General features: G+C 52.6%; 11 protein-coding genes. 7 read left to right on the forward strand and 4 right to left on the reverse strand.

The features are described from left to right. Nucleotides 1-228: 228 nt before the first annotated feature. Complete coding sequence (locus NNN64_RS02560) at nt 229-591, reverse strand: YibL family ribosome-associated protein (RefSeq protein ID WP_271440359.1); 363 nt, start codon at nt 589-591, stop codon at nt 229-231. 292 nt (nt 592-883) lie between these two features. Between NNN64_RS02560 and NNN64_RS02565 the strand changes: the two genes are divergently transcribed. Continuing rightward, nucleotides 884-1090 carry a hypothetical protein gene (locus NNN64_RS02565; protein WP_271440360.1) on the forward strand — a complete coding sequence of 69 codons (207 nt, stop codon included), beginning with the start codon at nt 884-886 and terminating at the stop codon, nt 1088-1090. An 11-nt stretch (nt 1091-1101) separates the two neighbouring features. On the opposite strand, the gene mtlR is transcribed toward NNN64_RS02565, so the two are convergent. The 3 genes from mtlR to mtlA form a co-directional block, all read right to left on the reverse strand. Continuing rightward, complete coding sequence (gene mtlR, locus NNN64_RS02570; RefSeq protein ID WP_271440361.1) at nt 1102-1692, reverse strand: mannitol operon repressor MtlR; 591 nt, start codon at nt 1690-1692, stop codon at nt 1102-1104. Further along, nucleotides 1689-2837 (reverse strand): mannitol-1-phosphate 5-dehydrogenase, encoded by a 1149-nt coding sequence (mtlD, locus tag NNN64_RS02575; RefSeq protein ID WP_271440362.1) that lies wholly within the window; start codon nt 2835-2837, stop codon nt 1689-1691. Before mtlD ends, mtlR begins: the two co-directional genes overlap by 4 nt. Before the next feature lie 138 nt (nt 2838-2975). Next, complete coding sequence (gene mtlA / locus NNN64_RS02580) at nt 2976-4889, reverse strand: PTS mannitol transporter subunit IICBA (RefSeq protein WP_202037423.1); 1914 nt, start codon at nt 4887-4889, stop codon at nt 2976-2978. A 530-nt stretch (nt 4890-5419) separates the two neighbouring features. Between mtlA and NNN64_RS02585 the strand changes: the two genes are divergently transcribed. From NNN64_RS02585 to yiaY, 6 genes are all read left to right on the forward strand, one after another. Further along, the gene (locus NNN64_RS02585) at nt 5420-5782 is read left to right on the forward strand and encodes a DUF3302 domain-containing protein (RefSeq protein WP_271440363.1); all 363 of its coding nucleotides are present in this window, start codon (nt 5420-5422) and stop codon (nt 5780-5782) included. 2 nt (nt 5783-5784) lie between these two features. Beyond that, nucleotides 5785-6921, forward strand: a complete 1137-nt coding sequence (locus NNN64_RS02590) for an HlyD family secretion protein (RefSeq protein WP_137382079.1) — start codon at nt 5785-5787, stop codon at nt 6919-6921. 98 nt (nt 6922-7019) lie between these two features. Then, nucleotides 7020-7628, forward strand: coding sequence for a glutathione S-transferase (locus tag NNN64_RS02595; protein WP_271440364.1), 609 nt, complete (start codon nt 7020-7022; stop codon nt 7626-7628). Between the two features lie 98 nt (nt 7629-7726). Continuing rightward, nucleotides 7727-9118, forward strand: coding sequence for an L-seryl-tRNA(Sec) selenium transferase (gene selA / locus NNN64_RS02600; RefSeq protein ID WP_271440365.1), 1392 nt, complete (start codon nt 7727-7729; stop codon nt 9116-9118). Continuing rightward, on the forward strand, nt 9115-10962 hold the full coding sequence (selB, locus tag NNN64_RS02605; protein WP_271440366.1) for a selenocysteine-specific translation elongation factor: 1848 nt from the start codon (nt 9115-9117) through the stop codon (nt 10960-10962). The genes selA and selB overlap by 4 nt, the downstream gene beginning before the upstream one ends. 185 nt (nt 10963-11147) lie before the next feature. Beyond that, on the forward strand, nt 11148-12299 hold the full coding sequence (gene yiaY, locus NNN64_RS02610) for an L-threonine dehydrogenase (protein WP_271440367.1): 1152 nt from the start codon (nt 11148-11150) through the stop codon (nt 12297-12299). Nucleotides 12300-12313 lie beyond the last annotated feature (14 nt).

Genomic DNA, 12313 nt, shown 5'->3' on the forward strand with positions numbered 1-12313 from the left:
TATGTTCTGCGGAAGAGGGAAGAGACAGAGAGGAAAAAATTCATTGTATGAATGTAACTGAATATTGCGGCTCGTTCTGTTGGTCTATAACGTAGAGCAACACGATTGAAATAAATTTATATATGGAAGGTGTGATTATATTTTAGGAAAAATTCGGATTTTAGCCCGAGCATGCCGTACCCCCACTTGTTGCGTAGGGGTACGGAAAATCCAACGTTGCGTGAGCGATTAGAACTCGCTCTTCGCGAAGCCCGTCATCTCTTTCAGGCCCATTTCACGGCCTAGTTCGGTCATCGGGTGGACAACAATCAGGCCGCGCACGCTTTTCTTCAGCTTACCCATGTCTGCTTGTTCTTTTTTGGTGATGGCGCGACGGAAGGGGAGCTTAGAGAGCTTTTGTGCTTCTTTGCTCAGCTTCTTACCATGCACTTCACGCAGACGCGCAATCTCTGCTTCCAGCGTTTCTTTCTCTTTTTCCAGCTCGGCATATTTGTCGGCGGCTTCAACCAGAGACAGGTCAGCCTGCTGGTGGCGGATAGCGTCCAGACGATCGCTGAGACGTTTAATTTCGTTTTTTTCGACTTCTTTCATAGGATAGCTTCTGATAAAAATAGGATGAATATCCTATAGTATGCGCGCAGAGCGGGATTATTCACAACTAATCGAAGATAAATAATCAAATACCGCAAGTATTACTCCGCTAATGATAATGCTAGTGTTTTGATTAATATGGAATTTTAAGCGATAAGATCGGTGGCGGTGCTTTTTATTTGCGGGTTTATAGTGAAGCACGTTTTCCTCAATATAATCGCCCACCTGATCCTAAACTTAAATCATCGACCGCGTAGGCCGTACGCGGAGAATACATGGAGGATTGGTCATCATGGCGAAAATAGGTGAGAACGTTTCTATTCTTATTGATAAAACTATCGATTTTATGGCTTCAAGCCAGGCTTTCCGCGAGTATTTGAATAAAACACCGCCGCGCAACGTTGTCCCTTCTGAAGTGCCGCAAGAGAATGCCGAGCTGTATCTGCAACGCCTGGCGTACTATCGACAGCTGTACCGGCCACAGCAGGAAGGGAAGTAAAGCGCTCCGCTTTATTTTTGAAAGGCTTTTTTTAAGCTGATTTTAGAAATCAGCTCGGTCAGGGAAAGCACCATCGTGGAGCGTACCATTTGCTGGTAACGCTGGATTTGCATGGCGTGCAGACCCGAGTCTGAGGTATCAAACTGCGGGGGTGGCGGGAGCGCCGTCACGCAGTGCAGCTCACCAAATGGCCCAAGAATTTCGTCATCGGTGAACGCATATTCATTGCCGTCGTGATTTAACTCTTCACGCAGTGCCATCAACAGTTCCGCATCTTCATATTCCGGACGACTGAGTACGCCCAGGCCGTAGATGAGCTTCAGACGCACTGAAAGATCGCCCAGCGGGCCATCGCCGTCGAGTAACGGTTCTACGGCATATTTCACCGCATAGTCGTCTTTGCGAAATACCTGAAGCACCAGGATATTCACCGCCTCGGTGAGTAATTCTACGGCGGTGATGAGGAAGCTGCGTACGGTTTTGCCAGCATTCAGACGCTCAAGCACACGATTTTCAAAGGCCTGTGTTTGTTCCATTATTGCCTGCATATCTGACAATCTGTCATGTCGGCGCAGGATGACCTGCGCCGTATTCTGTATCATTTGGTTGCGTTATATGCGTTAACCGCCTCCGCAACCACATCACTGTTGGCATCCAGTCCGGACACTTGCGCCAGAGCGGCCTGTGGGCCTTTTTCGTCAATCAGTGCAGCCAGTTCCTGCGCCTGCGGATCTTCTGCACTGCGGTAATGCATCGCAGCGGCAATACCCTGCACCAGATTAACGTGCGGCAGACCATACTCCAGCGTGCCCAGCAGGGGTTTAATCAGACGGTCGCCTGCGCTCAGTTTACGCAGCGGCTGACGGCCCACGCGCTCAACGTCATCTTTCAGGTACGGGTTTTCAAAACGACCGAGGATTTTCTGAATGTATGCCGCATGTTTTGCTGCATCAAAGCCATAGCGTTTGATCAGTACCGCGCCGCTCTCTTCCATTGCACCTTTTACCACTGCGCGGATTTTCTCGTCGAGAATCGCGTCACGGATGGTCTGATGACCGGTCAATTTTCCGAGGTACGCGGTTATAGCATGCCCGGTGTTCAGCGTGAAGAGTTTACGTTCGACAAATGCCATCAGGTTATCAGTTAATTCCATTCCTGGGATGTTCGGCAGCACGCCTTTGAACTGCGTTTTGTCGACAATCCACTCACTGAAGGTTTCCACGGTCACTTCCAGCGGATCGTGGGTCGCAGAAGCAGATGGCGGCACGATGCGATCCACGGCGGAATCGACAAAGCCAACATGTTCTTCAACCCAGGCTTTGTCTTCATCTGCCAGTGCGTTCATCACGTGGCCTTTCAACTGTGTGGTTCCGCGCACCATGTTTTCACAGGCGATGATATTCAGCGGAGTGGTGATGCCCTGAGCTTTGCGTTTGCCCAGCCCTTTGGCGATGGCCGGTGCGATACGCTCAAGCACAACCGGACCCACAGCCGTGGTGATTAAATCAACGTGGGCAATCAGGTCGACGACATCATCACCGATGCTGCTAACGGCGTTGACGCCTGAAACAGTATCGACCTGCTCGTTTTCACCTACTACATGAACCTGATAGCTATGACGGGCATTCAGGGCATCAAGGACTACCTGATTTACATCCGCAAAGGTGAGTTGTATCCCCGCGTCAGCCAGCAGTTTGCCGATAAAGCCACGACCGATATTACCTGCGCCAAAATGTAATGCTTTCATAGTATTAACCTTCATTAATGTTTTTACCCAAGAGGGCTGGGGTGAGGGACCGCATAGATTTCCCCTCAACCTAACCCTCTCCTTTGCGGAGAGGATTTTGTAGGCCCGGTAAGCGTGAGCGCCACCGGGCAATAACGCTTACTTACGACCTGCCAGCAGTTCCAGAACTTCATCCACGCTGGTGGTATGTGCCAGCCGTTCGATGACAGATTCATCATCCAGCGCGTTGGTCAGGCTGGTGATCACCTGGATATGCTCATTGTTACGCGCAGCGATACCAATGACCAGGCGGGCAATATCATCTTCTTCTTCACCGAAGCGCACACCTTCCGGGTACTGGCAGAATACGATACCCGTTTTCAGCACGCGATCTTTCGCTTCGATGGTGCCGTGCGGTACCGCAATGGACTCACCCAGGTAGGTAGAGGTCAGTTTTTCGCGGTCCAGCATTGCCTGGACGTATTCCGGCTCAACGTAGCCGCCTTTCACCAGTTGCTCACCAGCAAACAGAATGGCTTCTTCTTTGTTGGTGGCTTTACGGCCAAGGAAGATATTCTCCGCACCCAGTTTGAACAGGTTGTTATCACCTTCATCAAAGCTGTCTTTCAGGTGATCGCGTACTTTTTCTTCGTTGACGTTGTGGCGTTGCGCCGCAACCAGACGCTCAGTCAGGCTGGTGTAAAGGCCGCTGTCGAGGAAGTTGGTCAGCGAAATGTGCTGAGCCTGCGGAACCTGGCGCATCGCACGTTCGGTCAGATCACGGTGAGTAATAACCAGATCCACATCCGGCGGCAGATTGTTAATTGCGCTGTTGGTAACGGAAATCTGCGACAGACCAGCATCCTGTACTTTCTTACGCAGTACGCCTGCACCCATGGCACTGGAACCCATACCAGCGTCACAGGCGACGATGATTTTACGCACGTGGCTCAGGTCGTTGGTGACATCGCCAGCAGACAGCGGAGAAGCGCCTTTAGATTCTGCTTTCATGTCCTGCATACGACGGGTTGCCGCATCAATATCATCTTCTTCTTTCACTTTGCTGGTTTTCAGCAGAATCGCCGAGACCACAAAAGAGACCGCCATTGCCGCACAGATTGCCGCGATGTTAGCGAAGTAAGCCCCTTTCGGCGTCATTGCCAGCACGGCCAGGATTGAACCCGGAGAAGCCGGAGACACCAGACCACCGTTCAGGATTGTCAGGGTGAATACACCAGTCATACCGCCGAGGATAACGGCCAGGATCAGGCGTGGGTTCATCAGCACGTATGGGAAGTAAATTTCGTGAATACCACCCAGGAAGTGGATGATAGCCGCACCGCCCGCAGACTGTTTAGCGCTACCGCGACCGAAGAACATGTACGCCAGCAGAACACCCATACCCGGGCCTGGGTTTGCTTCAATCAGGAAGAAGATGGATTTACCCATCTCATGGGACTGCTGAATGCCCAGCGGTGAGAAAATACCGTGGTTGATGGCGTTGTTGAGGAACAGGATTTTCGCCGGTTCAACGAAGATAGACGCCAGCGGCAGCATGTCATGGACAACCATAAAGTTAACGCCGGCCGCCAGAATTTTGGACAGGGCTTCAACCAATGGGCCAATACCGAGGAAGGCCAGAATGGCGAGGATCATACCGATGATGCCAGCGGAGAAGTTATTCACCAGCATCTCAAAACCGGATTTGATCTTACCGTCTACCCAGCCGTCGAAATGTTTGATTGCCCAACCGCCCAGCGGGCCTGCAATCATCGCACCGAGGAACATCGGCATATCAGCACCGACGATCACGCCCATGGTGGTAATCGCACCCACTACGCCGCCGCGTTCGCCGCCTACCAGCTTACCACCGGTATAACCGATCAGCAGTGGCAGCAGATAGGTGATCATCGGGCCGACCAGCTTCGCCAGCGTTTCGTTCGGCAACCACCCTGTCGGAATGAATAATGCGGTGATAATACCCCACGCGATAAACGCGCCGATATTTGGCATCACCATGTTGCTGAGGAATCGACCAAAGCTTTGCACCTTGATCTTAATATCGGATGACATAAAAACACCCCTTCTTATGTTTGCTATCGCGCAGGCTGAAAGCCCGAGGTTTGTTAATGTAGCGGCAGGAGGTAGCCGGACCCTGTAGATACTGCGAAATCTGGCACTGAATCGTTCAACTGTCCAGTCGATGGCCTTTTGTGTGACTTGCGTCACGTAAATATAGGGTGTGTGGCGCTAGTTAATGTGATTTCAATCACAAAATGTCGGTACAAAAAAACATCGGCACCCAGTAATTTGCTAAAAATGGCGATTAAATGTGAATTGGTTCACGTTTTGTAATTCACTGTTTGTTGGATTTTTGTGAAGTAGATCGCAAAGTATTTTCATTGCAGATTCCCTGGATGTGATCTTCAACAGCTTCTACCCTGGCACTTTTTTTCGCACAAGAGAGCAATTTCTCACCAGAAAAAATATTTATTTTGTGGTATGGCGAAAACCCCGATCTCCAGTTATGTTCAAAATATCAGCCAGGAAGCATACGGCTGCCGGCACAAAAAAACTCTAATTAGCGTGAATTCGAGGCAGGTATGTTTCTAAATTATTTCGCATTAGGCGTGCTGATCTTCGTTTTTCTGGTTCTGTTTTACGGAATCATTGCCATCCATGACATTCCCTACAACATGGCTAAAAAGCGTAACCACCCGCATGCGGAAGCCATTCATACCGCTGGGTGGGTAAGTCTGTTTACGCTGCATGTTATCTGGCCGTTTCTGTGGATCTGGGCCACGCTCTACCAGCCTGAAAAGGGCTGGGGGATGCAGTCACATGTCGCGCCGACCGGAAAGGAACAAGACTCTGAAATTGCCGCGCTGGCAGCGCGCATTACCCAGTTGGAACAAAGGCTGGCTGGGGAGAAAAAAACTGATGACTCCACTTTCCCGGAGATTTAATCATGGATTTGTTGATTGTTCTGACCTACGTGGCGTTTGCCTGGGCCATCTTCAAGATATTCCGTATTCCGGTAAACCAATGGACACTGGCGACTGCCGCATTAGGCGGGGTGTTTATTGTGGCGGGGCTCATCTTATTAATGAATTATAACCACCCCTATACGTTTACCGCGCAAAAAGCCGTTATTTCAATTCCTATTACCCCGCAGGTCACGGGGATTGTGAGTGAGGTAACCGATAAAAATAACCAACTGATTAAAAAAGGCGAAGTGCTTTTTAAGCTCGATCCGGTACGTTACCAGGCGCGGGTCGACAGGCTACAGGCCGATCTGGTGACGGCAACGCATAATATTGAGACCTTAAAAGCGCAATTGTCAGAGGCGCAGGCCAATACCACGCGTGTATCAGCCGAACGTGACCGTCTGTACAAAGATTATCAGCGCTACCTGAAAGGCAGCCAGGCGCGAGTCAATCCATTCTCTGAAAGCGATATCGATAATGCACGCCAGAACTACCTGGCACAGGATGCGTTGGTCAAAGCGTCGGTCGCTGAACAATCGCAAATTCAAAGCCAGTTAGACAGCATGGTCAACGGTGAGCAATCACAGGTTGTTAGCCTGCGCGCGCAACTGACAGAGGCGAAATACAATCTGGATCAGACCGTGGTGCGGGCGCCCAGCAACGGTTACGTGACGCAGTTACTCATCCGTCCAGGGACCTATGCTGCTGCGCTACCGCTGCGACCCGTAATGGTATTTATACCTGAACAGAAACGGCAGATTGTGGCGCAGTTCCGCCAGAACTCTCTGCTCCGTCTGGAGCCGGGTGATGAAGCGGAGGTGGTGTTTAACGCGCTGCCGGGTCAGGTATTCACCGGTAAGCTGACCAGCATCCTGCCGGTTGTGCCGGGAGGGTCTTATCAAGCGCAGGGGGCATTGCAGTCCTTAACCGTTGTTCCGGGAACGGATGGTGTACTGGCGACGATTGAACTGGAACCAAATGCTGATGTAGATGCTTTACCTGATGGGATCTACGCACAGGTGGCGGTCTATTCCGACCATTTCGCCCATGTCTCGGTGATGCGTAAAGTGCTGCTGCGTATGACCAGTTGGATGCATTATCTTTATTTAGATCATTGAGACCAGCATCACCTGCCATTTGTCGTGGCCTGAGCCATACTAAGCGGTGTCCAGATAGTCGTTGGACATCGCTTTTTTGTTGGCAAAAAGGACACGGCATGAAACTCATTGGCAGCTATACCAGCCCTTTTGTGCGTAAAATTTCTATTCTGTTGCTGGAAAAGGGCATCACCTTCGAATTCGTTAATGAACTCCCCTATAACGCGGAAAACGGCGTGGCGCGATATAACCCGTTAGGCAAAGTGCCCGCACTGGTCACCGATGAGGGAGAGTACTGGTTTAATTCACCGATCATTGCTGAATATATAGAGCTGTTGGATATTGCACCCGCGATGCTTCCGCGTGAGCCGTTGGCGGCACTGAAAGTACGTCAACTGGAAGCACTGGCGGACGGTATCATGGATGCCGGGTTGGTGTCGGTACGTGAGCAGGCGCGCCCCGCTGCGCAGCAGTCAGAAACTGAATTGCTACGCCAGCGCGAAAAAATTACCCGCAGCCTGGATGTGCTGGAAGGTTATCTGGCGGACGGTACGCTGAAAACGGATACGGTTAATCTGGCAACGATTGCGATTGCCTGTGCCGTGGGCTATCTCAATTTTCGTCGGGTTGCACCTGGCTGGTGTGTTGACCGACCACGTCTGGTCAAACTGGTGGAAACACTCTTTCAACGAGAAAGCTTCGCCCGCACAGAACCGCCAAAGGCTTGATGCGTATTATGTCCGCCTGAGTAAAGTCACGGTACAATCCTCTGCATATCGATATCCCTCTCCACGGTGGAGAGGGCCACCAACAGCCAGGCCCTTTCATGACAACCGACATGCGTTCACTCTACAGCCAGCTTCCTGCTATCGATCGTTTACTGCGCGATAGCGCCTTCCAGGTCTTACGTGAGTCCCACGGTCATACCCGCGTGGTGGACCTGCTGCGTCATATGCTCGATGAAGCCAGAGAGGCGATTCGCGACACGCAGGCGCTTCCAGCATGGAGCGAAGACTGGGCGCAAGAGGCCAGCGCCCGGCTGGAACGAGAGTCGCAAAGCGCGCTGCGCCCGGTGATGAATCTGACGGGGACTGTGCTGCACACCAACCTTGGTCGCGCGTCGCAGGCCGAAGAAGCGATTGCTGCGGTGGTGCAGGCGATGCGTACGCCGGTGACGTTGGAATACAGCCTGGATGACGCCGGGCGTGGGCATCGCGACCGTGCGTTGGCGGATTTACTCTGCCGTCTGACCGGCGCGGAAGATGCCTGTATCGTCAATAATAATGCCGCTGCGGTTCTGCTGATGCTGGCGGCCACCGCAGCGGGCAAAGACGTGGTGGTATCACGCGGCGAGCTGGTAGAAATTGGCGGCGCGTTTCGTATTCCCGATGTGATGTCTCAGGCTGGATGTATCCTGCGCGAGGTTGGCACCACCAACCGTACCCATGCCAGTGATTATCGTCAGGCGGTTAATGAAAATACGGGCCTGCTGATGAAGGTGCATACCAGTAATTACAGCATTGAAGGCTTTACAAAAGCGGTGGATGAAGCTGAGCTAGCCGCCATTGGTCAGGAGCTGGATGTGCCGGTCGTGGCGGATCTGGGTAGCGGCTCGCTGGTCGATCTCAGTCAGTATGGTTTGCCGCAGGAACCGATGCCGCAGCAGCTCATTGCCGCAGGTGTGAGCCTGGTGAGTTTCTCTGGTGACAAGCTGTTGGGCGGGCCGCAGGCTGGCATTATTGTGGGTAAAAAAGAGATGATCGCCCGCTTACAACGACACCCACTGAAACGTGCGTTACGGGCTGATAAAATGACGCTGGCAGCGCTGGAAGCAACGCTGCGGCTCTATCTGCACCCAGAAGCGCTGGCGGAGAAATTGCCAACGCTACGCCAGCTCACCCGCACGAAAGAGGCGATCCACGAGCAGGCGCTACGATTACAGGCACAACTGACAGAACATTATGGTGCCGAGTTTGCGTTGAATGTCATGCCTTGCCTGTCGCAGATTGGCAGCGGCTCATTACCGGTAGATAGGCTGCCGAGCGCGGCACTAACCTTTACCCCGCATGACGGGCGTGGAAGCCGCCTCGAAGCGCTGGCCGCCCGCTGGCGTCTGCTGCCCGTGCCGGTCATTGGGCGAATTTATGATGGTCGCTTGTGGCTGGATCTGCGCTGCCTTGAAGACGAGACCCGGTTTATGGAGATGATGCTGAAATGATTATTGCAACCGCCGGACACGTTGACCACGGAAAAACAACGTTATTACAGGCGATTACCGGCGTGAATGCCGATCGACTGCCGGAAGAAAAAAAGCGCGGCATGACTATCGACCTCGGCTATGCCTACTGGCCGCAGCCGGATGGGCAGGTACTGGGATTTATCGATGTCCCTGGCCACGAAAAGTTTCTGTCCAACATGCTGGCGGGTGTCGGTGGTATCGACCACGCGCTGCTGGTGGTGGCCTGTGATGATGGCGTGATGGCGCAAACGCGTGAACACTTGCAAATCCTGCAACTGACAGGCAGCCCACAACTTACCGTGGCGCTCACAAAAGCCGATCGCGTCGATGAAGCACGCATTGACGAAGTACGTGCCGAGGTGCAAACCACGCTGGGTAACTATGGTTTTGCCGATGCGATACTGTTCGTGACTGCCGCCAATGAAGGCCGTGGTATCGAAGCGCTGCGTGACCACTTGCTGCAGTTGACGCCGCGTGAGCTGGCCCGCGATCACACCTTCCGCCTGGCAATTGACCGCGCTTTCACGGTAAAAGGCGCAGGTCTGGTCGTAACGGGAACAGCGCACAGCGGAGAAGTGAACGTCGGGGATGCGTTGTGGCTGACCGGGGTTAACAAACCGATGCGCGTACGTAGCCTGCATGCGCAAAACCAGCCGACCGAACACGCTCATGCCGGGCAGCGAATTGCGCTGAACATTGCCGGTGATGCGCAAAAAGAAGAGATTAACCGTGGCGACTGGCTGCTTGCTGATGCGCCGCCGGAGGCCTTCTCACGCGTCATTGTCTCTTTAGAACACTCGGCCCCCCTGATGCAGTGGCAGCCGCTACATATCCACCACGCAGCCAGCCATGTGACCGGGCGCATCTCACTGCTCGAAGGGACGCTGGCGGAACTGGTGTTTGATACACCGCTGTGGCTGGCCGATAACGACAGGCTGGTGCTGCGTGATATTTCTGCCCGTACGACGCTGGCAGGCGCACGTGTCGTGACGCTGAATCCGCCGCGTCGTGGGAAGCGTAAGCCGGAGTATTTACAGTGGCTGTCGGCGCTGGAAAGTGCGCAGAATGACGGTGAAGCGCTGGCATTGCATCTGACGCGCGGCGCGGTGAACATTCCCGATTTCGCGTGGGCACGCCAGCTCAATGGCGACGGCATGCGTCCGTTGATTGAGCAACATGGATTTATTCGCGCCGGGTATAGTCTGTTGAATGCGCCCGTTGCTGCACGCTGGCAACGTAAGATTCTGGATACGCTGGCGACCTACCATGAGCAACATCGTGATGAGCCAGGACCCGGACGTGAACGTCTGCGTCGTATGGCCCTGCCGATGGAAGATGAAGCGCTGGTCCTGCTGCTGATTGAAAAGATGCGCGATAGCGGTGCTATTCATAGCCATCATGGCTGGCTGCATTTGCCGGATCATAAGGCCGGTTTCAGCGATGAGCAGTTGGCTATCTGGCAAAAAGTAGAGCCTCTGTTTGGTGATGAGCCGTGGTGGGTGCGCGATCTGGCGAAAACCACGGCTACGGACGAGCAGGCGATGCGTCTGGCGCTACGGCAGGCGGCGCAACAGGGCATTATTACGGCGATCGTCAAAGATCGTTATTACCGTAACGATCGGATTGTGGCCTTCGCGAATCTGATCCGCGAACTGGATCAGGAGAGAGGGTCGACCTGCGCTGCCGATTTCCGCGACAGGCTCAATGTCGGACGCAAACTGGCTATCCAGATTCTGGAATATTTTGACCGTATCGGCTTTACTCGTCGTCGGGGAAATGATCATTTATTACGCGATGCATTACTGTTTCCTGAAAAGGAATGAAACAATTAATTCAGGAATAGAATGAATTAATACAAAATAAATATTGATTTAAATAAGCACATTGGATTATGAACCTAATGTGCTTTTTAATCTCTGATGTTATTAAAATAACAATCACGATCATATTTTGTTGGGATTATCACTCGTATGCTTCCTGCCTCTTTTGAGTAATTAAGGATCGTACAATGGCTGCTTCAACATTTTTTATTCCTTCCGTGAATGTAATTGGCGCTGGTTCATTAAAAGATGCAATGAATACAATGGCGGAATATGGATTTCGTCGTACGTTAATTGTCACGGATGCCATGCTGGCGAAATTAGGCATGGCGAGTGAAATTCAAAAAGCGCTGCAGGAACGTGATATTTTCAGCGTAATTTATGATGGTACGCATCCTAATCCGACAACCAGCAACGTTGCCGCTGGTCTGCAAATGCTGAAAGAAAATGCCTGTGATAGCGTCATTTCCCTCGGCGGCGGTTCCCCACACGATTGTGCGAAGGGGATTGCGCTGGTGGCGGCTAACGGCGGCGATATTAGTGATTACGAAGGCGTTGACCGTTCTGCAAAACCACAGTTGCCGATGATTGCCATTAACACGACGGCAGGAACGGCATCTGAAATGACCCGTTTTTGCATCATTACCGACGAAGTACGCCATATCAAAATGGCGATTGTGGATAAGCACGTTACGCCGCTGCTGTCCGTCAATGATTCCTCGCTGATGGTCGGTATGCCGAAGTCCCTGACTGCGGCAACCGGTATGGATGCGCTGACTCACGCGATTGAAGCGTATGTCTCCATTGCGGCAACACCGATCACCGATGCATGTGCGCTTAAAGCTGTGACGATGATTGCAGAGAACCTGACGATCGCCGTGGATGATGGTGCCAATGCTCAGGCGCGTGAAGCGATGGCTTATGCGCAGTTCCTCGCGGGTATGGCATTCAACAACGCCTCTCTTGGTTACGTTCACGCGATGGCGCATCAGTTAGGTGGTTTCTACGACCTGCCACACGGTGTCTGCAACGCAGTACTGCTGCCGCACGTTCAGGTGTTCAATAGCAAGGTTGCCGCGGCTCGTCTGCGCGATTGCGCTGCGGCAATGGGCGTCGACGTGGCTGGATTGAACGAAGCGCAAGGAGCCGAAGCCTGCATCGCGGCAATCCGTGAACTGGCGCAGAAAGTGAATATTCCGGCAGGTTTGCGTGAGCTGAACGTTAAGGAAGAAGACTTTGCTGTTCTGGCTACCAATGCCCTGAAAGATGCCTGTGGCTTTACTAACCCGATCCAGGCGACCCATGACGAAATCATGGCGATTTATCGCGCTGCGATGTAATTCGTGATACCTGT

Source organism: Citrobacter sp. Igbk 14 (genome assembly GCF_028069825.1).
Classification (GTDB): domain Bacteria; phylum Pseudomonadota; class Gammaproteobacteria; order Enterobacterales; family Enterobacteriaceae; genus Citrobacter.

What these genes read in the sequence shown, in the direction of transcription:
- NNN64_RS02590 (WP_137382079.1), top strand. Translation starts at nt 5,785, where the DNA reads ATGGATTTGTTGATTGTTCTGACCTACGTGGCGTTTGCCTGGGCCATC.
- NNN64_RS02565 (WP_271440360.1), top strand. Translation starts at nt 884, where the DNA reads ATGGCGAAAATAGGTGAGAACGTTTCTATTCTTATTGATAAAACTATC.
- selA (WP_271440365.1), top strand. Translation starts at nt 7,727, where the DNA reads ATGACAACCGACATGCGTTCACTCTACAGCCAGCTTCCTGCTATCGAT.
- mtlR (WP_271440361.1), bottom strand. Translation starts at nt 1,692, where the DNA reads ATGATACAGAATACGGCGCAGGTCATCCTGCGCCGACATGACAGATTG.
- NNN64_RS02595 (WP_271440364.1), top strand. Translation starts at nt 7,020, where the DNA reads ATGAAACTCATTGGCAGCTATACCAGCCCTTTTGTGCGTAAAATTTCT.
- yiaY (WP_271440367.1), top strand. Translation starts at nt 11,148, where the DNA reads ATGGCTGCTTCAACATTTTTTATTCCTTCCGTGAATGTAATTGGCGCT.
- NNN64_RS02560 (WP_271440359.1), bottom strand. Translation starts at nt 591, where the DNA reads ATGAAAGAAGTCGAAAAAAACGAAATTAAACGTCTCAGCGATCGTCTG.
- NNN64_RS02585 (WP_271440363.1), top strand. Translation starts at nt 5,420, where the DNA reads ATGTTTCTAAATTATTTCGCATTAGGCGTGCTGATCTTCGTTTTTCTG.
- selB (WP_271440366.1), top strand. Translation starts at nt 9,115, where the DNA reads ATGATTATTGCAACCGCCGGACACGTTGACCACGGAAAAACAACGTTA.
- mtlD (WP_271440362.1), bottom strand. Translation starts at nt 2,837, where the DNA reads ATGAAAGCATTACATTTTGGCGCAGGTAATATCGGTCGTGGCTTTATC.
- mtlA (WP_202037423.1), bottom strand. Translation starts at nt 4,889, where the DNA reads ATGTCATCCGATATTAAGATCAAGGTGCAAAGCTTTGGTCGATTCCTC.